Source organism: Herbaspirillum sp. SJZ106 (assembly GCF_006715495.1).
Classification (GTDB): Bacteria; Pseudomonadota; Gammaproteobacteria; order Burkholderiales; family Burkholderiaceae_D; genus Herbaspirillum.
Genome location: NZ_VFNI01000004.1, coordinates 370,368 through 395,766 on the forward strand (window position 1 = coordinate 370,368; position 25,399 = coordinate 395,766).

Annotated in this window: 19 protein-coding genes and 1 pseudogene; 14 read left to right on the forward strand and 6 right to left on the reverse strand. The window is 62.0% G+C overall.

Going from position 1 to position 25,399, the window contains the following annotated elements; genetic code table 11:
- Positions 1-41: 41 nt before the first annotated feature.
- The 3 genes from ppsA (at position 42) to FB598_RS14875 (ending at position 3,980) form a co-directional block, all read left to right on the forward strand.
- Positions 42-2,399, forward strand: a complete 2,358-nt coding sequence (gene ppsA, locus FB598_RS14865) for a phosphoenolpyruvate synthase (protein WP_255464032.1) — start codon at positions 42-44, stop codon at positions 2,397-2,399.
- 190 nt (positions 2,400-2,589) lie between these two features.
- On the forward strand, positions 2,590-3,024 hold the full coding sequence (locus FB598_RS14870; protein ID WP_141915291.1) for an NfeD family protein: 435 nt from the start codon (positions 2,590-2,592) through the stop codon (positions 3,022-3,024).
- Positions 3,025-3,065: 41 nt separating this feature from the next.
- Positions 3,066-3,980 (forward strand): SPFH domain-containing protein, encoded by a 915-nt coding sequence (locus tag FB598_RS14875; protein WP_141915288.1) that lies wholly within the window; start codon positions 3,066-3,068, stop codon positions 3,978-3,980.
- A gap of 75 nt (positions 3,981-4,055) precedes the next feature.
- Here the strand turns inward: FB598_RS14875 and FB598_RS14880 are convergent, their stop codons facing one another.
- Both FB598_RS14880 and FB598_RS14885 read right to left on the reverse strand, forming a co-directional pair.
- Positions 4,056-5,483: an ATP-binding protein gene (locus tag FB598_RS14880; protein ID WP_141915286.1), complete on the reverse strand. Its 1,428-nt coding sequence runs from the start codon at positions 5,481-5,483 to the stop codon at positions 4,056-4,058.
- A 1-nt stretch (position 5,484) separates the two neighbouring features.
- On the reverse strand, positions 5,485-6,174 hold the full coding sequence (locus tag FB598_RS14885) for a response regulator transcription factor (RefSeq protein ID WP_141915283.1): 690 nt from the start codon (positions 6,172-6,174) through the stop codon (positions 5,485-5,487).
- Between the two features lie 388 nt (positions 6,175-6,562).
- Between FB598_RS14885 and FB598_RS14890 the strand changes: the two genes are divergently transcribed.
- The gene (locus tag FB598_RS14890; RefSeq protein ID WP_141915281.1) at positions 6,563-8,149 is read left to right on the forward strand and encodes a tetratricopeptide repeat protein; all 1,587 of its coding nucleotides are present in this window, start codon (positions 6,563-6,565) and stop codon (positions 8,147-8,149) included.
- A gap of 73 nt (positions 8,150-8,222) precedes the next feature.
- Here FB598_RS14890 and smpB read toward each other — a convergent pair whose 3' ends face one another.
- Complete coding sequence (gene smpB, locus FB598_RS14895; protein ID WP_050466870.1) at positions 8,223-8,672, reverse strand: SsrA-binding protein SmpB; 450 nt, start codon at positions 8,670-8,672, stop codon at positions 8,223-8,225.
- A gap of 67 nt (positions 8,673-8,739) precedes the next feature.
- Between smpB and FB598_RS14900 the strand changes: the two genes are divergently transcribed.
- From FB598_RS14900 to guaA, 4 genes are all read left to right on the forward strand, one after another.
- On the forward strand, positions 8,740-9,171 hold the full coding sequence (locus tag FB598_RS14900) for a type II toxin-antitoxin system RatA family toxin (protein WP_141915279.1): 432 nt from the start codon (positions 8,740-8,742) through the stop codon (positions 9,169-9,171).
- Positions 9,164-9,460, forward strand: a complete 297-nt coding sequence (locus tag FB598_RS14905) for an RnfH family protein (protein WP_141915276.1) — start codon at positions 9,164-9,166, stop codon at positions 9,458-9,460. The genes FB598_RS14900 and FB598_RS14905 overlap by 8 nt, the downstream gene beginning before the upstream one ends.
- A 170-nt stretch (positions 9,461-9,630) precedes the next feature.
- Positions 9,631-11,100: an IMP dehydrogenase gene (gene guaB, locus FB598_RS14910; protein WP_141915274.1), complete on the forward strand. Its 1,470-nt coding sequence runs from the start codon at positions 9,631-9,633 to the stop codon at positions 11,098-11,100.
- Between the two features lie 119 nt (positions 11,101-11,219).
- Positions 11,220-12,812, forward strand: coding sequence for a glutamine-hydrolyzing GMP synthase (gene guaA, locus FB598_RS14915; RefSeq protein ID WP_141915271.1), 1,593 nt, complete (start codon positions 11,220-11,222; stop codon positions 12,810-12,812).
- Positions 12,813-12,986: 174 nt separating this feature from the next.
- Here the strand turns inward: guaA and FB598_RS14920 are convergent, their stop codons facing one another.
- The gene (locus tag FB598_RS14920) at positions 12,987-13,634 is read right to left on the reverse strand and encodes a TetR/AcrR family transcriptional regulator (RefSeq protein WP_141915269.1); all 648 of its coding nucleotides are present in this window, start codon (positions 13,632-13,634) and stop codon (positions 12,987-12,989) included.
- A 160-nt stretch (positions 13,635-13,794) separates the two neighbouring features.
- On the opposite strand from FB598_RS14920, the gene FB598_RS14925 reads away from it, so the two are divergent.
- From FB598_RS14925 to FB598_RS14950, 6 genes and pseudogenes are all read left to right on the forward strand, one after another.
- Positions 13,795-14,688 (forward strand): NAD(P)/FAD-dependent oxidoreductase, encoded by an 894-nt coding sequence (locus FB598_RS14925; protein ID WP_141915267.1) that lies wholly within the window; start codon positions 13,795-13,797, stop codon positions 14,686-14,688.
- A gap of 156 nt (positions 14,689-14,844) precedes the next feature.
- A pseudogene (locus FB598_RS14930) lies at positions 14,845-14,949 on the forward strand (class D beta-lactamase); the annotation flags it as partial.
- A 197-nt stretch (positions 14,950-15,146) separates the two neighbouring features.
- Positions 15,147-17,357: an OsmC domain/YcaO domain-containing protein gene (locus FB598_RS14935; protein ID WP_141915264.1), complete on the forward strand. Its 2,211-nt coding sequence runs from the start codon at positions 15,147-15,149 to the stop codon at positions 17,355-17,357.
- Positions 17,358-17,710: 353 nt separating this feature from the next.
- Complete coding sequence (locus FB598_RS14940) at positions 17,711-20,257, forward strand: TonB-dependent receptor (protein ID WP_141915261.1); 2,547 nt, start codon at positions 17,711-17,713, stop codon at positions 20,255-20,257.
- 191 nt (positions 20,258-20,448) lie between these two features.
- Positions 20,449-21,426, forward strand: a complete 978-nt coding sequence (locus FB598_RS14945; protein ID WP_183405862.1) for a beta-propeller fold lactonase family protein — start codon at positions 20,449-20,451, stop codon at positions 21,424-21,426.
- A complete protein-coding gene (locus FB598_RS14950; RefSeq protein WP_221292445.1) occupies positions 21,405-21,974 on the forward strand; it encodes a cytochrome b in 570 nt (189 codons plus the stop codon). Before FB598_RS14945 ends, FB598_RS14950 begins: the two co-directional genes overlap by 22 nt.
- Before the next feature lie 33 nt (positions 21,975-22,007).
- On the opposite strand, the gene FB598_RS14955 is transcribed toward FB598_RS14950, so the two are convergent.
- Positions 22,008-23,042 carry an FAD:protein FMN transferase gene (locus tag FB598_RS14955; RefSeq protein WP_141915259.1) on the reverse strand — a complete coding sequence of 345 codons (1,035 nt, stop codon included), beginning with the start codon at positions 23,040-23,042 and terminating at the stop codon, positions 22,008-22,010.
- A gap of 13 nt (positions 23,043-23,055) precedes the next feature.
- Positions 23,056-25,194, reverse strand: a complete 2,139-nt coding sequence (locus tag FB598_RS14960) for a 4Fe-4S binding protein (protein ID WP_255464033.1) — start codon at positions 25,192-25,194, stop codon at positions 23,056-23,058.
- Positions 25,195-25,399: the final 205 nt, after the last annotated feature.

Consider the following 25,399-nt stretch of genomic DNA (forward strand, 5'->3'; position numbering starts at 1 on the left):
CCCAGGGGGCTGTATACGTAGCCTCGTTTGAAACTCTTCGCATGACGGACGTCGAGTCCGTCGGCGGCAAAAACGCATCGCTGGGTGAAATGATCAGCCAGCTGGCCGGCGCGGGCGTTCGCGTGCCGGGCGGTTTTGCCACCACTGCGCAGGCCTTCCGCGATTTCCTCGAGCACAGCGCCGACGGTGGCCAGACCCTGGCCGCGCGTATCGCCGCGCGCCTGGAGGGCCTGGATATCGACGACGTGCGCTCGCTGGCGCAAGCCGGCGCCGAGATCCGCCAATGGATCGTCGATACCCCGTTCCAGCCGCGCCTGGACCAGGAAATCCGCGCCTTCTACGATCGCCTGGTGGCCGACTCCACCAGCGAGATGTCGTTCGCCGTGCGTTCTTCCGCCACCGCGGAAGACTTGCCGGACGCCTCCTTTGCCGGCCAGCAGGAAACCTTCCTCAATGTGGTGGGCATCGACAACGTGCTGGAAGCGATGAAGCACGTGTTCGCCTCCCTGTATAACGACCGCGCGATCTCGTACCGCGTGCACAAGGGCTTCACCCACGCCGAAGTGGCCCTGTCGGCCGGCGTGCAGCGCATGGTGCGCTCGGATGTGGGCGCGGCCGGCGTGATGTTCACCATCGATACCGAATCGGGCTTCAAGGATGTGGTCTTCATCACCTCCAGCTATGGCCTGGGCGAAACCGTGGTGCAGGGCGCCGTCAACCCGGACGAATACTACGTCCACAAGCCGATGCTGGAACTGGGCAAGCAGCCGGTGATCCGCCGCAACCTCGGCTCCAAGCTGATCAAGATGGAATTCACCGGCGAAGCCAAGGCCGGCCGCTCGGTCAAGACCGTCGACGTGCCGGTCGAACTGCGCAACCGCTATTCGCTGGACGACGCCGAAGTGGTCGAGCTGGCCAAGTACGCCACCATTATCGAGAAGCACTATGGCCGTCCGATGGACATCGAGTGGGGCAAGGACGGCCGCGACGGCAAGCTGTACATCCTGCAGGCCCGTCCGGAAACCGTGAAGTCGCAGCAAAAGGCGACCGACGCCCAGCAGCGCTTCAAGCTCAAGGGCTCGGGCACGGTGCTGGCGACCGGCCGCGCCATCGGCCAGAAGATCGGCGCCGGTCCGGTGCGCGTGATCAGCGACCCGGCCGAGATGGAACGTGTGCAGCCGGGCGACGTGCTGGTGGCCGACATGACCGACCCCAACTGGGAGCCGGTGATGAAGCGCGCTTCGGCCATCGTCACCAACCGCGGCGGCCGTACCTGCCACGCGGCGATCATCGCCCGTGAACTGGGCGTGCCGGCGGTAGTCGGCTGCGGCGACGCCACCGATGTGTTGAAGGACGGCACGCTGGTGACCGTGTCCTGCGCCGAAGGCGACGAAGGCAAGATCTATGACGGCCTGCTGGAAACCGAAGTCACCGAAGTGGCGCGCGGCGAACTGCCCGACATCCCGCTGAAGGTGATGATGAACGTGGGTAACCCGCAACTGGCGTTCGACTTCCAGTCGATCCCCAACGGCGGCGTCGGCCTGGCGCGCTTGGAATTCATCATCAACAACAACATCGGCGTGCACCCGAAGGCGATCCTGGAATACCCGAACATCGACGCCGACCTGAAGAAGGCGGTGGAATCGGTGGCGCGCGGCCACGCCTCGCCCCGGGCCTTCTACGTCGACAAGCTGGCCGAAGGCATCGCCACCATCGCCGCGGCGTTCTGGCCCAAGACCGTGATCGTGCGCCTGTCCGACTTCAAGTCGAACGAGTACAAGAAGCTGATCGGCGGTTCGCGCTACGAGCCGGACGAGGAAAACCCGATGCTGGGCTTCCGCGGCGCCGCCCGCTACCTGGCAGCGGATTTTGCCGAAGCGTTCGAAATGGAATGCCAGGCCATGAAGCGCGTGCGTAACGACATGGGCCTGACCAACGTCGAGATCATGGTGCCGTTCGTGCGTACCCTGGGCCAGGCGGAGAAGGTCATCGGCCTGCTCGGCAAGAATGGCTTGAAGCGCGGCGAAAACGGCCTGCGCGTGATCATGATGTGCGAAGTGCCGTCCAACGCCATTCTGGCCGAGCAGTTCCTGGAACACTTCGACGGCTTCTCGATCGGCTCCAACGACCTGACCCAGCTGACCTTGGGCCTGGACCGCGACTCCGGCATGGAGTTGCTGGCGGCCGATTTCGACGAGCGCGACCCGGCGCTGCAGGCGCTGCTGACCAAGGTGATCTCGACTTGCCGCGCCAAGGGCAAGTACGTCGGCATCTGCGGCCAGGGCCCTTCGGACCATCCGGACTTTGCGCAATGGCTGATGGACCAGGGCATCGAGTCGATCTCGCTGAACCCGGACACGGTCATCGACACCTGGCAGGCGCTGGCCGGCAAGAAGTAAGCGTATTGCGCATCATCGCCGGCGGCGTCGGGCGCCGCCGGCAGGCGCACAATACGAGATAGACGTGAAGCAAATTCGAAGGCGCGGACAGAAATGTCCGCGTCTTTGTTTTTGCGCGCATTATTGTGGGGTAGACTGATGCCGCCCTTGTCGGAGGGAAAACCGACGCATCTTCATGGAGGAAACGCACATGACCGACTGGGCCATCTGGTTCGTGGCAGCGGGCGCACTGATCGCCGCCGAACTGTTCTCCGGCACCTTTTATCTGCTGATGATCGCGCTCGGCCTGGTTGCCGGCGGCCTGGTCGCGCTGGGCGGCGCGCTGCTCGAATGGCAGTTGCTGGCCGCCGCCGCGGTCGGCATTGCCGCGATGCTGCTGTTGCGCCGCAGCCGTTTCGGCCGCTCGCGCAAGCGCAACGCCAATGCCGACCCCAACGTCATCCTCGACATCGGCCAGACCGTGGAAGTGGCCGCCTGGGATGCGCAGGGCGATCTCCATGTGGCGCGCGTGCCTTACCGCGGCGCCCAATGGGATGTCGAGCTGGAAACCGGGCACCATCCTTTGCCCGGCGCATATGTCATCCGCGAAATCCGTGGCAGCCGGCTCATCGTCGCGCCGCGCTGATCCATCTTTTAGTTTAGTCTTCAGAACCTAAGGAGAGCCTTATGCTGGGAAGCGTAACCCTGGTCATTTTCTTCATCGCCATCGTGTTCGTCGTGCAGACGGTCAAGGTGGTCCCGCAACAGCATGCCTGGGTGGTGGAGCGCCTGGGTAAATATCACGCCACGCTGGCGCCGGGCCTGAACATCGTGGTGCCGTTCATCGACCGCGTGGCCTACAAGCACATTCTCAAGGAAATCCCGCTGGACGTGCCGCCGCAGGTCTGCATCACCAGGGACAACACCCAGCTGCAGGTGGACGGTATCCTGTACTTCCAGATCACCGACCCGATGCGCGCGTCCTACGGCTCGTCCAATTACATCGCGGCGATCACGCAGCTGGCGCAGACCACGCTGCGTTCGGTGATCGGCAAGATGGAACTGGACAAGACCTTCGAGGAGCGCGACCACATCAACACCGCCATCGTCAGCGCCATCGACGAATCGGCCGAGAACTGGGGCGTGAAGGTGCTGCGTTACGAGATCAAGGATCTCACCCCGCCCAAGGAAATCCTGCACGCGATGCAGGCCCAGATCACCGCCGAGCGCGAGAAGCGCGCGCTGATCGCCGCCTCCGAAGGCCGCAAGCAGGAGCAGATCAACATCGCCACCGGCGAGCGCGAGGCGGCCATCGCCAGGTCGGAAGGCGAAAAGCAGGCTTCGATCAACCGCGCCCAGGGCCAGGCCGCGGCAATCCTGGCGATTGCCGAAGCCAGCGCCGAGGCGATCCGCAAGACCGCGGCGGCGATCCAGTCGCCGGGCGGATCGGATGCCGTGAACCTGAAGGTGGCCGAGCAATATGTGGCGGCTTTCGGCCAGTTGGCCAAGACCAACAATTCCATCATCGTGCCGGCCAACCTGTCGGACATGAGCGGGCTGATCGCGGCGGCGATGCAAGTGGTCAAGAGCCAGCCGAAGTAAGATCTGTCGCTCAAACCAAACGGCCCGGCCTGCATCGATACCGCAGGCCGGGCCGTTTTGCCATGGCGCGCGCCGTCAGGCGTCCAGCGTCTGCCCCTTGGCCGGTTCGTCCGCCATGAAGGGCAGGGTGATATCCACGCGCAGGCCGCCATCCTTGCGGTTGTCGGCGCGGATGAAACCGTTGTGGGCCTCGACGATGCGCCGCGCGATGGACAGCCCCAGGCCATGACCCGAACTGTTGCTCTTGGTGCGGCTGCTGCGGAAGAACAGTTCGAAGATGCTGTTCAGTTCGTCTTCCGGCACGCCGGGGCCGCGGTCGAGAATCGACAGGTGCAGCAACTTGTTGATCTCATCGACCTGGGTATGGAGCTGCACGGTGGTATCGGGCGCGGTGTGCTTGATGGCGTTGCGCAGCACGTTCTCGATGGCGCGATAGAGCAGTTCCGGATTGCCCTTGATCTCCACCGGGCAATCGATCCGGCCTTCGATATGCTTGCCGTTGGCGCTGGCCTCGAAGCTGGCGTCGTTGATCATGTCGGCCAGCATCGGCTGGATCGCGATGTTTTCTTCCATCGAGCCGGGCACGTTGGCTTCCAGCCGCGACAGCGTCAGCAGCTCGCCCACCAGCTTGTCCATGCGCACGCTTTCGCGCTCGATGCGTTCCAGCGTGATCTCCAGCTTGTCCCTGTCCTGCACCCTGGCCAGGCCGATGGCGACCTGCAACCGCGCAATCGGCGAGCGCAGCTCATGCGAGACGTCATGCAGCAAGCGGCGCTGGCTTTCCATCAGCGTGCGCAGCTTGGCGGTCATGGCGTCGAAGTCGCGTCCGAGGTCGGCCAGTTCGTCGCTGCGCGAACTCATGACAGGTTCCAGTTCCAGGTCCAGGTTGCCGGAAGCGGCCTGGGCAAAGGCGTTCTTCAGGTGGCGGATCGGGTAGGAGAAATACCAGGCCAGCAACAGGGCGAACACCATGCTGGCCAGCAGCGCCACCAGGATCGGCATGCTCGGGAAGAACAAGGGCTGCGGCCCGCGCTCGCGCATGCGGCGCGGCTCGTGCGGACCGGGGCCGCCAGGGCCGCCGGGGCCAATGAATTCTTCGGGCGGGGCGGGGATGAACAGCAGGTAGCTATGGCCATTGGCGGCCTTCACCAGTTCGACCACGCGCCGTTCCTTTTCGGTCCTGAGCACGGCGCGCGCTTCTTCCACCAGCTTGGGCGAGACTTCGCGGCCCATCAGGTCCTTCATCTCTTCATCGACCGCATACAACTTCAGGCGATGTTCGCGGCCTTCGTTGATCAGGCTACGCAAGGCTTCCGTACCGCCGAACTGCAGGGTGGCGGCGGCCGAACGGATCATGAAGGAGGCCGGAGGGCTGAGGTCGATCTCGGAAGTGCGGTTATTGCGCTCCAGATTTTCGATCCAGAACAGCACGCCCACGCCGCAGGTGGCGGTGATCTGGGCGATGGCGATGAAGAAGAAGAACTTCCAGAATAACCGACCCACTTTATTCCTTGATGAACTGATAGCCCAGTCGGTAGACGGTCTGGATGCAGCTCTTGTCGCTGCCCAGCGCGGCGATCTTCTGGCGGATGCTGGACAGATGCACGTCAATGTTGCGGTCGAAGCGCGCCAACGGGCGGCCCAGGCCCTGTTCGGACAGGTGCTGCTTGCTCACAGGCTTGCCGGCATTGCGCGCCAGCACCTCAAGCAGGTTGAATTCGCTGCTGGTCAGTTCCAGCGGACGTCCGGACCAGGTCGCGCGGCGTTGCTCCGGCCACATCGACAAGGCGCCGACGGCCAGCGGAGAGTAGGGCGATTGCTCGGTGTTGTCGGCCGTGGCGCGACGCAGGATGGCGCGAATGCGGGCGGCGATTTCACGGGGCGTGCAGGGTTTGGGAACGTAGTCGTCGGCGCCCAGTTCCAGGCCGATGATGCGGTCGGTATCGTCGCCCTTGGCGGTCAGCATCACTACCGGCATGCTGCTCTTGGCACGGATGCGGCGCAAGGTATCGACCCCGTTCAGGCGCGGCATCATTACGTCCAGTACGGCGATGGCGTATTGGCCGGTCAAGGCTTCGGCAGCGCCGGCTTCGCCGTCATAGGCCACATTGACTTCAAATTTTTCCTGCTCAAGGTATTCCTTGAGCATATCGACCAGCTCGACATCGTCATCGATCAAAAGCACTTTAGACATTGCTGCATTCCATTCTTGAGTTGCCCTGCATAAATGCCGCGGGACGTCGGCAGCCGCTAATATGCCGTAAAAGGTTTTGCAGAGGTGTTTCAGAACGTCTTTACAATTGCATCTTTACATTCATTTACCCGGCGCTGGCGAACATTTTTGGGCGCCGATGTACGCATGACTTTATTTCAATAGCGCAAGGAATCCGGCTGGGAAAAGTTGCCATTGCCGCTTCGTTTTCGAGGGAAAAATCCCTGAGCCCCGCGCCTGATAGGAGACTTTACTCCGTTTTATCCGGACGGCGCCAACAGCGCTTGCAGCGATCTCAAGCGCTTCGCTCTTGGTCGCCTGTGCGGCGCGCTGCGTTTTGCGCAGGCCGGCCCCGTGCTAAGCTGGCCGCATGAATAATCTGGATGCAAGCAGGCTGGCGCAATTGATGTCCCTGATGTGCGACGCCATCGCGCTGGGCGGTGCCGGCATGCATGGGCCGGCCCTGGAGAAGGTGGCCGCAGGCCTGGCCATCGAGCCGGAATTCTTCCCCCTGCTGATGCAACGCGGGCGCCTGCAGGAGCAGGGCGGATATCTCCAGGACGCAGTCGCCAGTTACGAGGAATGCTTGGCGCTTAGCCCAGCGCTGGCCGAAGCCGCAGCCGCGCGCACGCGGGCTTTGCAGGCGCTGGTCGGGCAATGCGAGCGCCAGCAGGCGGCATCATCTCCGTCCCCATCCCAAGAGGCCAGCATCCGCAAGGCGGAAGCGCTGTTCAAGCTGGGGCTGCCGGAACAGGCGCTGGAGGCGATTGCTCCCGCAGCAGTCGCCTTTCCCTCCGATTTTTCCATCCTCAACCTGCGCGCCGATATCCTGCTCAGGCTGAACCGCCATGAGCAGGCGCTGGCCTGCTACGAGCGCCAAGAGGCGCTCGACAGCGGCGCCGGCATGGCGCTGATCCAGTTCAACCGCGGCAACGTATTGCGCCAGATGGGGCGTTTTGGCGATGCGCTGTCGTGCTATGAACAGGCCATCTCCCGGCATCCCGGTTTCGCCGAGGCGCGCGTGGCGCGTAGCCATTTGCTGTTGATGGCAGGCCGTTACGAGGAAGGCTGGCGCGAGCACGAGGCCAGGCGCGCGATCGCGCAGATCCGTCGTGCCGACTTGCGCAGCGCGAGCCCGCCATGGCAAGCGGGAATGGATCTCGCCGGCAAGACGGTGCTGCTGTGGGCCGAGCAGGGGCTGGGCGATTCGCTGCAATTTGCCCGCTATATCCCGGATGTGGCGCAGCGCGCGCAACACGTCATCGTCTGCGTGCCGCCGCAATTGCTGCCGCTGTTGCAGCCTGCATTTCCGGCGTGCCGTTTTATCGGAAACGACAAGGCGCTGCCTCCCCATGACGTGCATGCGCCGTTGCTGAGCCTGCCGTTGCTGCTGGGCCGGCTGGACCCGGCGCAAGGCCCGTTGCCGCCCTATCTGGCGACCGATCCGGGGCAGGTGGCGCATTGGGCGGCGCGTCTGGGCCGGCGCGACGGCTTGCCGCGGCGTCCACGCATCGGCATGGCCTGGGCCGGGCGGCAATATGGCATCGTCAACCATACGCGCGACCTGGCGCTGGCGCAGCTCAAGCCGGTGCTGGATGTCGATGCCGATTTCATCTGCCTGCAGCAGTCGGTTCCGGTGCCGGACCAGGAGTACGCCGCTACGCTGCCCAACCTGCAGGTCTTTCCATTGACGGATTGGGCCGATACGGCGGCGCTGCTGGCCAATCTCGATCTGGTGATCAGCGTAGACAGCGCGGCGGCCCACCTGGCCGGCGCGCTGGGCATGCCGGTATGGCTGATGCTGCGGCTGGAAGGCGAATGGCGCTGGGGGCAGCAGCCCGATCGCAGCGCCTGGTATCCGCGCATGCGGCTGTTTCGCCAGCGGGAGCGCGGCAATTGGGACGATGTCCTTGAAGAGGTCGCCGCGGCCGTGCGCTTGCTGCCGGGGATGGATTAAGCAATGAACCTATGAATCAATGAAAACGGCTGCGCGAGGCAGCCGTTGTTTTTTGCCGGAAACGGCGCGCAGATCAACGCCGGTGCTGCTTCATCGCGGACTGGATTTCACGCTGGCTGTCGCGCTGCTTCTCGGTCTCGCGCTTGTCGTGCTGCTTCTTGCCCTTGGCCAGGCCGATGTCGCATTTGACGCGTCCTTTGCTGTAATGCAGGTTCAATGGCACCAGGGTATAGCCGGAGCGTTCCACCTTGCCGATCAGCTTGCTGATCTCGGCCGCATTCAACAGCAACTTGCGGGTGCGCAGGGTTTCCGGGTGCACATGGGTGGAGGTGCTCGTCAGGGCGCTGATGTGCGCGCCGAACAGGAATACCTCGCCGTTGCGCACGATCACATAGGCTTCTTTCAGTTGCACGCGGCCGGCGCGTATCGATTTGACTTCCCAACCTTGCAGGACGATGCCCGCTTCGAATCGCTCCTCGATGAAGTAATCGAAAAAGGCTTTTTTGTTGTCAACTATGCTCATCTAAGGAAAACTCGTCCCGTCGGTTTAAAATTATTACTTTGCGATTTTATCAAACGGACCACCCTCGATGGCAGTCGTACACAAAACCGTCTTGATCAACTATAGCGCGGAGCAGATGTTCAACCTGGTGGACCAGGTCGAAGATTACCCGCAATTCCTGCCCTGGTGCGGAGGAGTGGAAGTGGCCGAACGCGGCGAGCATAGTCTCACGGCCAAGCTGAAGATCAATTACCACGGGCTGAAACAGTCATTCAGCACCCAAAATACCAATGTGCGTCCCACCAGCATGACCATGCGCCTGGTGGAGGGACCATTCAAGCATTTCGAGGGGCGCTGGCATTTCAAGCCCTTGCGCGAAGACGCCTGCAAGATCGAATTCGACATGGAATATGAATTCTCCAGCCGTCTCCTGGAAGGCGTCATCGGCCCGGTGTTCAGCATGATCGCCAACAGCTTCGTCGATTCCTTCTGCAAGCGCGCCGAACAGATATATGGCTGAGCCGACCCGTTTGCAAGTGCAGATCTGCTATGCCGCCCCCGGTTTGCAGGTCTTGAAGGATGTTGAAGTGGAGCAGGGTTGCACGATACAGCAAGCCATCATGGACAGCGGCCTGCTGCGCGAGCAGCCGGCGATCGACCTGACCGTATGCCGCGTCGGCATCTTCGGCAAGCTCAAGGCGCTGGACACGCCGCTGCGCGCGCGGGACAGGATCGAGATCTACCGCCCGCTGATCGCCGATCCCAAGGATTCCCGCCGTCGCCGGGTGGCGCACAAGGCCCAGCGCTGACGTGCTCCCGCCCTCGGGCGGGCCTTCTCTCATCCGCATCGCAGGCGGTGCTTGCCTGAATTTCAACGGATCCGGCCTGTTTGCCACAGGCCGGACGGCAAAACTCAACTGTCGCGCGACGCACGCAAGACTTTTCTGTATAATTCGCTTTTGCGCCTATAGGAAACACTATGCGTCTTCTCCAAAAAGCACTCACGTTCGATGACGTGCTGCTCGTCCCGGCCTTCTCGGACATCCTTCCCAAAGATACTTCGCTCACTACGCGCCTGACGCGCAACATCACGCTGAACATTCCGCTGGTCTCCGCGGCGATGGATACCGTGACGGAAGCCCGCCTGGCCATTGCCATGGCGCAAGAAGGCGGCATCGGCATCATCCACAAGAACCTGACGCCCAAGGAACAGGCGCGCGAGGTTTCCAAGGTCAAGCGTTTCGAATCCGGCGTGGTGCGCGACCCGATCACCATCCCGCCGACCATGAAGATCCGCGACGTCATCGCGCTGTCCAAGCAGCATGGCATCAGCGGTTTCCCGGTGGTCGAAGGCAAGAGCCTGCTGGGCATCATCACCAACCGCGACCTGCGCTTCGAAAAGGAGCTGGACGCCGAGGTGCGCGCCAAGATGACCCCGCGCGAGAAGCTGGTCTACGTCAAGGAAAACGGCGCCGGCGCCGATCCGGAAGAAGCCAAGCGCCTGATGAACAAGCACCGCCTGGAGCGCGTGATGGTGGTCAACGACGCGTTCGAGCTGCGCGGCCTGATCACCGTGAAAGACATCGAGAAGTCGACCGAACACCCCTTCGCCTGCAAGGACGAGCACGGCAAGCTGCGCGTGGGCGCGGCAGTCGGCGTCGGCCCGGACAATGACGAGCGCATCGAGCTGCTGGTGGCGGCCGGCGTGGACGTCCTGGTGGTCGACACCGCCCACGGCCACTCGGCCGGCGTGCTCAACCGCGTCAAGTGGGTCAAGACCAAATTCCCGCACGTCGAAGTGATCGGCGGCAACATCGCCACCGCGGCGGCCGCCAAGGCGCTGGTCGAGCATGGCGCCGATGCCGTCAAGGTCGGCATCGGCCCCGGCTCCATCTGCACCACCCGTATCGTCGCCGGCGTCGGCGTGCCGCAAATCTCGGCCATCGCCAACGTGGCCGATGCCTTGAAGGGCACCGGCGTCCCGGTCATCGCCGACGGCGGCATCCGCTTCTCGGGCGACGTCGCCAAGGCGCTGGCCGCCGGCGCATCGGCCGTGATGATGGGCAGCATGTTCGCCGGCACCGAAGAAGCGCCGGGCGAAGTGATCCTGTACCAGGGCCGCAGCTACAAGTCCTACCGCGGCATGGGTTCGCTGGGCGCGATGGCCGACGGTTCGGCCGACCGCTACTTCCAGGACGGCGACAACACCGCCGACAAGTTCGTGCCGGAAGGCATCGAAGGCCGCGTCGCCTACAAGGGCTCGGTGGTCGCCATCCTGTACCAGCTGGTGGGCGGCGTGCGCTCCTCCATGGGCTACTGCGGTTGCAGCAGCATCGACGATTTCCGCGAAAGGGCGGAGTTCGTCGAGATCACCGCGGCCGGCATGCGCGAGTCGCACGTGCACGACGTGCAGATCACCAAGGAAGCCCCGAACTACCGCGCCGAGTAATCCCCGGTGCGGCCACAGCCCGACAGTCCGCAGGCAAGATGCCGGACTGCCGGGCTGTTGAATTTTTGTAGCAGCTATCACTGCCATTTCATCCATCAACGCAGCCATCTCCCATCGCCATGTCTACGCATTCGCACTCGAAAATTCTGATCCTCGACTTCGGTTCCCAGGTTACCCAGCTGATCGCGCGTCGCGTGCGCGAAGCCGGCGTGTTTTCCGAGGTTTTCCCGCATGACGTGAGCGACGAGTTCGTACGCAACTACGGCGCGGCCGGCGTGATCCTCTCCGGCGGCCCCAACAGCGTCACCGAAGGCGACACCCCGCGCGCGCCGCAGGCGGTGTTCGAACTGGGCGTGCCGGTGCTGGGCATCTGCTACGGCATGCAGACCATGGCCCAGCAACTGGGCGGCAAGGTTGAAAACGGCAAACTGCGCGAATTCGGTTACGCCGAAGTGCGCGCGCATGGGCATACTGCTTTGCTCAAAGACATCGCCGACTTCACCACCGCCGAAGGCCACGGCATGTTGAAGGTGTGGATGAGCCACGGCGACAAGGTCAACGAAATGCCGGCCGGCTTCAAGCTGATGGCTTCCACCGGCAACTGCCCGATCGCCGGCATGGCCGATGAAGAGCGCCGTTTCTACGCCGTGCAATTCCACCCGGAAGTGACCCACACCGTGCAGGGCAAGGCCATGCTGGCGCGCTTCGTGCACGAGATCTGCGGCTGCCAGTCGGACTGGAACATGCCCGACTATATCGCCGAAGCGGTCGAATCCATCCGCCAGCAAGTCGGCAGCGATGAAGTCATCCTCGGCCTCTCGGGCGGCGTCGATAGCAGCGTGGCGGCGGCCCTGATCCACCGCGCCATCGGCGACCAGCTGACCTGCGTATTCGTCGACCACGGCCTGCTGCGCCTGGACGAAGGCAAGATGGTCATGGAGATGTTCGGCAAGAACCTGGGCGTGAAGGTGATCCACGTGGATGCCACCGACCAGTTCATGGGCCACCTGGCCGGCGTGACCGACCCCGAAGCCAAGCGCAAGATCATCGGTCGCGAGTTCGTCGAAGTGTTCCAGGCCGAATCGGGCAAGCTCAAGAGCGCCAAGTGGCTGGCCCAAGGCACAATCTACCCGGACGTGATCGAAAGCGCCGGCAAGGGCAAGAAGACCGCCCACACCATCAAGAGCCATCACAACGTCGGCGGCCTGCCGGAAACCCTGAACCTGAAACTGCTGGAGCCGCTGCGCGAACTGTTCAAGGACGAAGTGCGCGAACTGGGCGTGGCGCTGGGCCTGCCGCCGGAGATGGTGTACCGCCACCCGTTCCCGGGTCCCGGCCTGGGCGTGCGCATCCTGGGCGAAGTGAAGAAGGAATACGCCGACCTGCTGCGTCGCGCCGACGCCATCTTCATCGAAGAGCTGCGCAACACCAAGGACGAAGACGGCCAGACCTGGTACGAAAAGACCAGCCAGGCTTTCGCGGTGTTCCTGCCGGTCAAGTCGGTGGGCGTCATGGGCGACGGCCGCACCTATGAATACGTGGTGGCGCTGCGCGCCGTGCAGACTCAGGACTTCATGACCGCGCACTGGGCGCACCTGCCGCACGAGCTGCTGGGCCGCGTGTCCAATCGCATCATCAACGAAGTGCGCGGCCTGAACCGCGTTGTCTACGACATCTCGGGCAAGCCGCCGGCGACGATCGAGTGGGAGTGAGTTGCAATTATTATTAATTATTAATATTGCATAATCGCGCATTTGACGGATTTAAGGCCCTGTTTTTACAGGGCCTTTTTTCATATATTCGTCGTTCGCGAGCCGCTGGTTTTTCCTCCCCTTTGGCCGCCATTTCAATCGGCCGTGTCTTATAGGACAGAACAGAACTGTTTGCTATCGGCCCGCGTGGCCGTTGCCCCCGTGCGCGGCAATGAACATGGCGACGGCGGAGCGGCAATAGGATTCGATTTCCTTGTCGTTCTCTGCTCTCGCCTCATCGAAGAGAGCGATTGTCAGGAGGTCGGATCCTTTGATAAGCGCGGCAAACAAGCGGGCGGACCGGAGAGGATCGGGCACGTTCAGAACCGCGTTCGCGTGCAACTGACGCAACAGTGCCTCGATCTGGGCGATGACATAGGCGGGGCCGGCTTCGTAATGGAGCTTGCTTAACGACTTCTGATTTGTCTTGTCGGCCATGATCATGGCTTCGACACTGCGCACGTCCGGGCTCAACAGCGTGCGAAGGAGGGATGATCCCACCGCCATGAGCTGTTCTTCGGCCGAACCGTCGACGTCTTCCATAAGGGCCTGTGGTGCAAACTGATGACAGTGAGCCGCGATGGCTGCGCTGAACAGCGCCTCCTTGTTCTCGAAGTGCCGATAGATACTTAGCTTGGATATTTTCGCCCGTTGGGCGACCTTGTCCATTGTCGTCGCTTGAAAACCCAATTCCACAAAGAGTTCGCTCGCGGCGTCGACTATCGTTTGGCCAAGCGCCTCGTTGGCCGGCCGGCCGCGCCGCCCCTGTTTTTTTTCGGTCACGTGAATTCCAGTACTTGACAGTATTTAAATTTATAAATTATGATACTGTAAATTACCTGAAATTTGCAACCAATGGACAGGTTTCAACCTGTTGCCCAAATCAAGTTTCCCGGGGCCGCCCTGCGATATCCCCTCCATCCACAACACGGAGCCCATCACCATGAATGACGTCATCATCATCGGCGGCAGCTTTGCCGGTCTCGCCGCTGCCTTGCAGCTCGGCCGTGCCCGCCGCAAGGTCACCGTTCTCGATACCGGCCTGCCGCGCAATCGCTTCGCCGGCCACTCGCATGGTCTGCTCGGCCACGATCACAAGCCCCCGCAGGACATCCTGGCCGAGGCACGGCGGCAGCTGGCGCGTTATCCCGCCATCAGGCTGGTCAGTGCCCGGGCCGACAGCGTCTCCGGCGCCATCGACGATTTCTCCGTGTTGACTGGCGATGGCGAAAGCCTTGGAGCGCGCCGCCTGATCCTGAGCTATGGCGTCGCTGACCAGATGCCTGATGTTCCGGGTTTTGCCGAAAGCTGGGGCACGTCCATCGTGCCTTGCCCCTATTGCGACGGCTTCGAAGTCGCCGGCCAGCATTGGGGCCTCGTCTGGTCTGGTCCGCAGTCGCACAATCAGGTCAGGCTGTTCCTCGATTGGACCGATAAGTTGACTGTCTTCGCCGATGGTCACGACATTGCGCCCGATATCCGGGCCGATCTGGCACGCCGCAACGTCCCTGTCGTCGATGGCCGGATCGTCGAGATCGCCCATCAAAAGGGCCATATCACCACCGTCAATCTCGATAGCCGCCTTAATATCGCGGTCGACGTCCTGTTCGCCCATCCGCGCACCAAGCCCTCCGCAAGCCTGCATGAATCATTGGGCCTCGCTACGGTGGATACGCCCACTGGAGTCGTTCTCAAAGTCGACGAGCGCCGCCAAACCAGCATGCCCGGCATCTACGCCGCCGGCGATCTCACGACGCCTTTCTTGCCCTCGGTCACCCAGGCATCGTCGCAGGGTGCGATGGCGGGTATCTTCGCCCAGCAATCGATGCTGGTCTGAGGATACAAATTCCTTCTCCGGCTGCCTCGATCCAAGGGGCGCTAATCAAGAAAGTTAGTTAAGAACGAATCAGAGCAAGGAGAGGGCATGGCGGAGCAAAATGCCTATCAGGTTGCCGACTGGAATGGCCAAAGCGGGGAGTACTGGGGCGCCAACCAGGCTCGGCAGGCCACCAAGCCCAACGCCGGCCTGCGCGCCCGCGACGAACTGATGCGCGACTGGCCCGCCATGGCCGGCACGCTCCACAAAAGCCCGCTGTAACCGATAGTGCCGCAGAGGCGGAGGCGCGCGATTCTGGAGCGTGCAGTGAAACCGTGAAGGCCTGTTGAGTGCGTTTCGGGAATTCCCGGCCTGTCCCTGCCGCTGTGCATGTTTTTTGTGCAATCACCGCGAGAATGTTTTGCAGGGGGCCGGCCTGACGGGGATAATAGCCGCCACTCCCATTTTTAGAGCCCCTCATGGAAATTAAGGTCAACTTCCTCGACAAGCTGCGCCTCGAAGCCAAGTTCGACGACTTTACCGTCATTGCCGACCAGCCCATCCGCTACAAGGGCGACGGCTCGGCGCCCGGTCCGTTCGATTACTTCCTGGCTTCGTCGGCCTTGTGCGCGGCTTACTTCGTGAAGTTGTACTGCAACACGCGCAACATTCCGACCGAAAACATCCGCTTGTCGCAGAACAATATCGTCGACCCGGAAAACCGTTACCAGCAGACCTTCAAGATCCAGGTCGAGCTGCCGGCCGATATCTCGGAAGCCGACCGCCGGGGCATCCTGCGTTCCATCGAGCGCTGTACCGTCAAGAAAGTGGTGCAGGAAGGCCCCGAGTTCGTCATCGAAGAAGTCGAGAACCTGGATGCCGATGCGCAGGCCTTGCTGACGGTGAAGCCGGACAGCGATGCCAATACCTACATCCTGGGCAAGGATCTGCCGCTGGAGCAGACCATCGCCAATATGTCGGGCGTGCTGGCGGAGCTGGGCATCAAGATCGAAATCGCCTCGTGGCGCAATATCATTCCCAACGTGTGGTCGCTGCACATCCGCGACGCGCACTCGCCGATGTGCTTCACCAACGGCAAGGGCGCGACCAAGGAGAGCGCGCTGGCCTCGGCGCTGGGCGAGTACATCGAGCGCATCAGCAACAACCATTTCTACGCCGGTTCCTACTGGGGCGAAGACATCGCCAACGCCGGGTTCGTGCATTACCCGAACGAACGCTGGTTCAAGCCGGGCCGCAAGGATGCGTTGCCGCAGGAGATCCTCGATCCCTATTGCCTGGCAATCTACAACCCCGATGGCGAGCTGCGCGCCTCGCACCTGGTCGATACCAACTCCGGCAATGCCGGGCGCGGTATCTGTTCGCTGCCGTACGTGCGGCAGTCGGATGGCGAAACCGTGTATTTCCCCTCCAATCTGATTGAAAACCTGTTCGTCAGCAACGGCATGAGCGCCGGCAATACGCTGGCCGAAGCGCAGGTGCAATGCCTGTCCGAAATCTTCGAGCGGGCGGTCAAGCGTGAAATCCTGGAAGGCGAAATCGCCTTGCCGGACGTGCCGCAAGAAGTGCTGGCCAAATACCCCGGCATCGTGGCCGGGATCCAGGGGCTGGAAGAGCAGGGCTTTCCGGTGCTGGTCAAGGATGCCTCGCTGGGCGGGACTTATCCGGTGATGTGCGTGACATTGATGAACCCGCGCACCGGCGGCGTCTTCGCCTCGTTCGGCGCGCATCCCAGCTTCGAAGTGGCGCTGGAGCGCAGCCTGACGGAATTGCTGCAGGGACGCAGTTTTGAAGGCTTGAACGATTTGCCGCAGCCGACCTTCGAAAGCAACGCGGTGGCCGAGCCCAACAACTTCGTCGAGCACTTCATCGATTCCAGCGGCATCGTGTCGTGGCGCTTTTTCAGCGCCAGGTCGGATTTCGAGTTTGTCGAGTGGGACTTTTCCGGCCAGGGCGAGAACTCCAACGCCGACGAAGCGGCGGCCTTGTTCGGCATTCTCGAAGCGATGGGCAAGGAAGCCTATACGGCAGTGTACGACCAACTGGGCGCGACGGCCTGCCGGATCCTGGTGCCGGGATATTCCGAGATTTATCCGATCGAGGATCTGATCTGGGACAACACCAACAAGGCGTTGCTGTTCCGCGCCGACATCCTAAACCTGCATCGCCTGGACGACGCCAGCCTGGCGGCGCTGCTCGATCGCCTGGAAAACAATGAGCTGGACGAGTACTCGGACATCGCGACTCTGATCGGCATCGAGTTCGATGAAAACACCGAGTGGGGGCAACTGACGGTGCTTGAGCTGAAGCTGCTGATCCGCCTGGCCCTGAAGCAGTACGAGGAGGCGCACGAGCTGGTGGGCGCCTTCCTGCAGTACAACGACAACACGGTCGAGCGCGGATTGTTCTACCAGGCCTTGAACGTGGTGCTGGAAGTGCTGCTCGACGACGAACTGGAACTGGCCGATTACGAAGCCAACTTCCGCCGCATGTTCGGCAATGAGCGGATGGATGCGGTCATCGGCTCGGTGGATGGCAGCGTGCGTTTCTACGGACTGACGCCAACCAGCATGACGCTGGAAGGGTTGGACCGGCACCAGCGCCTGCTCGACAGTTACCGGAAGCTGCATAAGGCGCGGGCCAAGGCGGCGGTTGCTGCTGCGCCAGGCTAATCCTTTTTCAATTCAGGCAACTGAAAACCATCATCGATAGCCGGGGCGGGAGCGATCCCGTGCCTGGCAAGCGGTGAGCAAGCCATCGCCATGAAGCCCGCATGAAAAATTGCGGGCTTTCTTTTTTTGCCGCCATGCAGTCACAGATGATCGATATCAGGCGGCTGATCAAATTAGATTGTTCCATTTAGGGATAGTGTTGAAAAATGGAACAGTCGCGATTGCGTCATTTGTGCCGGGTCTGGTTTTGAGTTTTTCCGCTGCCGTCGTATTCGTCCTCATCCTCATGTTTTATCCGCTGGCAAACATATTGCTTAGAGCAGGATGAAAGTAAAAGAACATGAGGAGACGATATGTACCGATCCACCATCCTGCGGGGGCGGCAGCGATGGCCATTGGCGGCAGCCTTGCGACTGGCGCTGGCGCTTGGCGCCGCCGCATCGGTGGCGGGCCAGGCGCAGGCCCTGGCGGCATCGGCTGAGTTGCCGACGGTCGAAGTTGTCGGCACCACGCCGTTGCCCGGCATCGGCCAATCGCGCAATGAAATGGCGGCGCCGGTGCAAACCGCCACCAGCAAGGATATCCAGCGTAGTGGCGCACTCGATCTGGGCGACTTCATGAACCGCCGCCTGGGCAGCGTTTACGTCAATGAAATGCAGGGTAATCCATTCCAGATGGATGTCAGCTATCGCGGCTACACCGCCTCGCCCTTGCTCGGTACGCAACAAGGCTTGTCGGTATATGTGGACGGCGTGCGCATGAACCAGCCGTTCGGCGATACGGTCAGCTGGGATCTGATTCCGCGAGCAGCGATTTCTTCCATGAGCCTGATGCCCGGCTCCAATCCGCTGTTCGGCCTCAATACGCTGGGCGGCGCGGTATCGGTACAAACCAAGGATGGCCGCGCCAATCCTGGCACGTCGGTGCAAACCACGCTGGGCAGCAATGCGCGCCGTGCGGTGGAATTCGAGCATGGCGGCTCCAACGATGCGCTCGATTGGTATGTCACCGGCAATTTGTTCAAGGAAGACGGCTGGCGCAATGATTCGCCGTCCGACGTGCGCCAGGTTTTCGGCAAGCTGGGCTGGCGCAATGCCGGCACCACGCTGAAACTGAGCTTCGCCCACGCCGACAATGACATGACCGGCAACGGCTTGCAGGAGCAGACCCTGATGGCGAACGACCGCGCCAGCGTCTATACCAAACCGGACCAGACCCGGAACCGCTCCACCATGTTCAATCTGGCGGCTACGCATGCGCTCAATGACAATCTGTTGTTGTCCGGCAATGCGTATTACCGCGATATGCATACCTCAACGCTGAATGGCGACATCAACGAAGATGCGTTGAGTCAGTCCATTTATCAACTGAGTGCGGCCGAGCGTGCGGCGCTGGGCGCAGCCGGTTATGCCGGGTTTCCGACCGGCGCCATGAATGCCGCCAATACGCCGTTTCCTTACTGGCGTTGTATCGCCCAGGGTTTGCTCAACGATGAACCCGCTGAAAAATGCACCGGCCTGATCAACCGTACCGAGACTAAGCAGCAGAACTACGGCATTTCGGCGCAAGCTGCCTGGCTCGGTGACTTGTTCGGGCAACGCAATGAACTGGTTGCCGGCGGCGCTTATGACGGCAGTCGCATCAACTTCAAGCAATCGTCGCAACTCGGTTACATCAATGCAGACCGCAGCGTCACCGGCATCAATGCATATGGCGATGGCGTCATCGGCGGCAATGTCGATGGCGAGCCGTTCGACACGCGCGTCAATCTATCGGGCCGGATCGAAACCTGGAGCGCCTTCGCCAGCGACACCATGACTTTTGCCGACAAATGGCACCTGACCTTATCCGGCCGCTACAACACCACATCGATCAGGAACTCAGATCAGATTCATGCCGACGGCGACCCGGCTTCGCTCAGCGGCAATCATCGTTATTCGCGTTTCAATCCGGCCATCGGCCTGACCTACAGCCCGAGCTCCAGCCTCAATCTGTATGGCGGTTACAGCGAGAGCAGCCGGGCGCCGACCGCCATTGAACTGGGCTGTGCCAATCCTGATCGGCCCTGCAAGCTGCCCAACGCCATGGCCAGCGATCCGCCGCTCAAACAGGTGGTGACGCGCACGCTGGAAGCCGGCATCAGGGGCTCGGTCGGCGCCAGCCTGCAATGGAATGCCGGGGTGTTCAGCGCGCGCAATCAGGATGACATTCTGTTCGTGGCCGACAATCAATCCGGCTATGGCTACTTCAAGAACTTCGGCCAGACCAAACGCCAGGGCATCGAACTGGGCGTGAGCAGCAAGCTCGGCAATCTGGAAGTCGGCGGCCAATATACCTTCCTCGATGCCACCTACCAAAGCGCCGAGACCGTCAATGGCGCCGGCAACAGCACCAACAGCGCGGCACTGGCGGGCAGTCCGGGCCAAGAGGGCAATATCAACATCAAACCGGGCGACAAGATTCCGCTGATTCCGCGCCAGATGCTCAAGCTGTTTGCCGACTATGCGTTCTCGCCGGCATTGACCGTGAGTGCCGGCATGGTGGCAGTGGCCGGTTCACTGGCGCGCGGCAATGAAAACGGCCAGCATCAGCCGGACGGCAAGTATTACCTCGGCCCGGGACGCAGCGCTGGCTACGCCATCTTCAATCTCGGCGCGGCCTTGCGGGTGACGCCGCAATTGCAGGTCATGGCGCAGGTCAACAACCTGTTCGACACCCGCTATGACACCGCGGCACAGCTTGGCGCGACCGCTTTCGACGGCAACGGCAATGTCAGCGCGCGGCCGTTCGGCGGTTCCTCCGCGGCCGGGTATGCGGTGCGGCAATCCACTTTCTACGCACCGGGCGCGCCGCGCCTGTTCTGGATTGCCCTGCGTTACGAATTCGACAAACCGAAGTAATGCCAGGCCGACGACGGCCGACTGTTTCAATTTGCAGCAGTCGCCTGTGGACAATTGCAACAATGCACCGGGCACGCGGCGCGCCGGACGCATGCCGGCAGTTGCGCCGCTTCGGCATGCTTATTGCCTGCGCATATTGATCCAAGCCGCAGCGATATAAAACAATAACCCCGTTCAGGAGACTTGACATCATGACCATCACGCAAAGCATTCTTGCCGTTTCCGCCAGGCGTCTGGCATTCGCCGGCCTGCTGTCCGCGGCATTGTTGCCGGGCATGGCCGCAGCCGCTCCGTTCGCCTATGTGCCGAATGAAAGATCCGGCACCATTTCCATCATCGATTGCGCTACCGATACAGTGGCGGGGCAGATCAAGGTCGGCACCAAGCCGCGCGGGCTGGCGGTCAGCCACGATGGCAAGATGTTGTACGTCAGCGACCAGCCGGCCAATGCCTTGCTGCTTGTCGATCTCGACAAGCGGGCCCAGGTAGGTACCGTGCCGCTCGGCGAATCGCCTGAAGGTGTCGGTATTTCCGCCGCCGGCGACTGGATCGTGGCAGCCAGTGAAATCAGCAATTCGGTCAGTTTCATTTCCAGCGCCACCAATCAAAAAGTCTTCAGCATCAAGACTGCCGGCAAGAATCCGGAACACGCGGTATTCAGCCCCGACGGAAAATGGCTGTATGTCAGCGCCGAAGAAGCCGACTCGCTCGATATCATCGATGTCGCGCAGCGCAAGCAGGTCGGTTCGGTCAAGCTCGGCATGCGGCCGCGCGGCATCGCCTTCACGCCGGACGGCCGCAAGGCCTATGTCGCCGCCGAGATTGCCAGCACCGTGTACGCCATCGATGTGGCAACGCAAAAAGTCAGCGCGAAAATCAAGCCCGGGAATTTTTCCAATGGCGTGACGATCGCGCCCGATGGCAAGCGCGTGTATATCTCCAATGGCAAGGATGGCACGGTAACGGTGATCGACAGCGCCAGCAATACGGTGGTGGCGACGGTGCCGGTCGGCAAGCGGCCATGGAATATGGCGATCACGCCGGATGGGAAAAAACTGTATGTCGCCAATGGCCGTTCCAATTCAGTATCGGTGATCGACACCGCCACCAATACCGTCAGCAAGGAAGTCGCGGTTGGCGAATTGCCATGGGGCGTGGTGATCCGGTGAGCGCGGCGCCAAGCCGCATGCGCGGCCAGGCCCGCTATGACAGAGTGGCCGTATTGCTGCACTGGAGCATTGCCTTGCTGGTGCTCGGCATGCTGGCGCTGGGTTATTACATGGTCGGGATTCCCAAGGGCACGCCGGATCGCGCGGTGTATTTCAACCTGCATAAGTCCTGCGGCGTGCTGGCCGGGGTCTTGGTCGTGATCCGGTTGCTGTGGCGCCTGACGCACCGGCCGCCAGCGTTCCCGGTCGACATGGCGGCATGGAATATCAAGGCCGCACAGGGAGGCCATCTGTTGTTGTATGCGCTGATGGTATTGCAACCGCTGAGCGGTTATCTGTCGTCGTCCTTCAACAAATATGGCGTCAAGTTTTTCGGCCTGCAGCTGCCGCGCTGGGCGACCGAAGACGCCGGTTTGCGCGATAGCCTGATGGGCTATCACAAGCTGTTGGCGTTGCTGTTTGCCGTGCTGATTGCGCTCCATGTGCTGGCGGCATGCAAGCACCTGCTGTCTGGCCGCCAGCACGCGGCGCGCCGCATGTGGTTCTGAATTCGCGCGCTTGCTGGCGCCGGCGGCGGCCGTTCAGCCCTGCCGTTGCCGCAATCCGGCGGATGACCATACCTGGCCCTGTTTGCTGACCAGCAAGACATCCACTCGCGGCAGGCTTGCCGCCAGGCGCAAGGCTTTGGCGCTGCCCATCACGAACAGGGCGGTCGACAAGCCGTCGGCCTGCAGGCCGGTGGGCGCAGCCACGGTCACGCTGGCCAGCTGCAACGGCGAATCGCCGGTGGCCGGATCGAAAATGTGATGATGGCGAAAGTCGGGCGTAAATGTCGTTTCATAATCGCCCGAAGTGGCGATGCTGCGGCCATCCATTTCCAGCACCGCAGTCAGCGCCTGCGTATCGCGCGGATTCTGCACGCCGATGGCCCAGTGCCGATTGGCCGGTTTGCGGCCGACGGAAATGAATTCGCCGGTATCCAGCAAAGCGTGGCGCACGCCGCGCGCCTTGAGCGCCGCCAATGCCAGATCGACGGCATAGCCTTGCGCAATGCCATTGAGCGTGATCGCCATGCCGGGCTGGCGCAAACGGATTTCATCGGCGCCGATGCTGACATCCCGCCAGTTGACCAGGGCGCGGGCGGCGCGCAGGGCGGCGGGCTCGGGCAGGGTCCGGTTCTTTGCAGCCTGGCTGAATTGCTGCCACAGCGGCTGCACCGTCATGTCGAACGCGCCGGCACTCAATGCCGACAGCCGCATCGCATCCTGCATCACATGCAGCAGGCGGGCATCGGGCGCGGCCAGGCGGCCGTCGCGGTTGAGCTGGTAAACCTGGCTGCGCGGACTGTAGATGCTCATCAGGGCATCGACGTCCTTGGCCGCCTGGAAGGCATCTTCAATCGCCAGCTCCGCTTGCCGGCGGTTGTCGTGCAGCACCTGTATCGACATGGTGGTGCCGAAGGCGAGATCGCTGCCGGTGTACAGATGAAAACCATCCGGCGTCGCCGTGCCGCGGGTCAGTTGGGCGGCCGCGGCATCCGGGCGCGACAGGCGCCAGCCGGCGGCATTGATCAGGGCGCCGCCGACGGCGGCGGAAATCAAGGTGCGACGTTGCATGCGATGCTCCTGGTCAATCGATCGGGATTGCCTGAATCGGAATGAAGTCGCGCTTCACTCCCTGTTTTTTCTTTTCCAGCATCAGCGGCGCGCACTTTTCATCGCTGGCGTAGATTACGACGCAATCCATGCACTGGAAGCATTCCTGATAGGCGATCTTGCCGTCGCCGGCGATGGCTTGATAATCGCAGCGATGCCGGCAGGTCTGGCAGGGCGTGCCGCATTGCTTGCGCCGCGGCAGCCAGTTGAACACGCGCAGGCGGCCGAGCACGGCCAGGCCGGCGCCGAACGGGCACAGGTAGCGGCAAAAGAATTTGTAGACGAAGCCGCTGAGCAGCAGCAAACCGGCCGCATAAGCGACGTAAGGCCAGGAGCGCACGAAGTTGAGGGTGATGGCCGTCTTGAACGGCTCGACTTCGACCAGCACGTCGGTGATGGCGCTGGAGAACATGCTGCTGGCCACGATCCCGGCCAGCAGCGCGTACTTGATCAGTTTCAGGCGGGCATCGGTCCTGGCGCGGATTTTCAATTGCGGCAGGTGCAGCAGGCGTCCGAGCTTGCCGGTGAACTCCTGCAGGGCGCCGAACGGACACAGCCAGCCGCAAAACGTGCCGCGGCCCCAGACGACCAGGGATACCGCAACGAAGGCCCACAGCGTCACGGTCATCGGATCGTACAGGAAGAAATCGAGACTGCGGCCGGCCGCCAGCGCCTGTAGCAAGCCGGTGATATTGACGATGGATAGCTGGCCTTGGGCATACCAGCCGATGAACAGCAAGGTGAACAGCAGGAACCCCAGGCGGAACCGGATAAAGCGGCGCCCATTGCGGGTCAGTTGCCGTTGCCGGATCAGCACCAGCGACAACAGCGCCAGCGCCGCGGCCAGAATCGCCAGTTCCGGCCAGCGGCTTTTCCAGATTCCTTGCCAGGTTTTGTTGTCGCTGTCGGGCACCGTATAGAAGCGCGCCGGCAGCGTCATGCTGACGGCGAAATTCTCGGTGAAGCGTTCAGGATAAACGATGCCTTTGCTGCGGATCACCGGCAGCAGGAAATCCAGCGGGCGCGACGGATCCAGTCCCGATTGGCCGATGATGCGAAATACCTTGAGCTGCTCCGGCGCCGGCAAATCACGGGTGTCCTTGAGCTGCATTTCCATATTGAGGTCGCGCATTTCCAGCGGCAGCTTGTCTTGCTGCAACAGCAAGCGCTCGGGCACCGAGCCGGGGATGAAGTCATCGCCGGCAATGCCGTAGCGGCCATTCGACATCACCAGGATGGCATGGTCGCCGGGTTCCAGCCGCTTTTGCAATTTGTCCCAGCTGGCGGCATTGAGCAGGTTGCTGCCGATCGACGGCACCGATACATACGCCAGGTACAGATCGATGAACACGGCATCGGGATGGTTGACGGCCTCGGGATCAAGGCCGGCGCCGCCGCCGGTGGCGAATTTCTTTTCAATATCCTTGTTGTATAGCGTCAGGTGTTTGATCAGGCCGTCGTCGAGCATCGACCTGATGCTGTGTTGCTCTTGCAGATCCGGCTTGATGCGGGCGATCAGGTCGGGATCGCGGCCGGCGGAAAATCCGAGTTTCTTGTGCGCCACCTTGAGCGCCGATGCCAATACCGTCTGATTGATGATGCGCACCGATGCCGTGGCCTTGGTAACGCCGTCGAGGTAAGCGTTGGCGCCGCCGCTCTGGCGGCCATTGCGTGCTTCGATCTTGATGTTCTGGTTCAGCGACAAGCCGCGATACTGGCTGACGAACTGGAACAAGGGCGCTTCGCCGAGACCTTCCAGAAATACCGGTTCATGGTGCGAGAGCACCTTGACATCGAGAAAGTTGCCCTTGGGATCGATGGCGATCAACAGATTGACCGGGACGCCGGAAAATCCCGGCACCGGCGCCAGATCAACCGATTCGAATACATAGCCGACCAGTTCATTGGCGGTCGCGTTTTGGCGGAACAAAGGCCACACCGGGATATCGCCGGCTTTGTCAGCGACGATCAGCGGCGCCGGGAAATTCTTCCGCATGGCTTCGCGCGTCATCACGCCTGCGCAGGCCTGCGGCAGGCAACAGGATGCGATCAATAACAGCAGGATTTTTTTCCAGATATGCATGTTGCGGCCTTGGGAGGGAGGGGCAGGCATGTCGTTGCCGGTGCGCGCGTCTGGAAGAAGCCGAGAGCAAATCGTATGCCATCGCTGCGGCCTGATCGATGCTGCCGGCATGCCAAAGCGATTGCGGCGGACGATCAAAATCTGAACAAGCCAGCGCACAAGTGATCCGTATTTGCGCAGCCGGGCATGCCGGTTTGAGCGCTGTTGTACTGCCGCAAGTGGTGGCGCGGGCCGC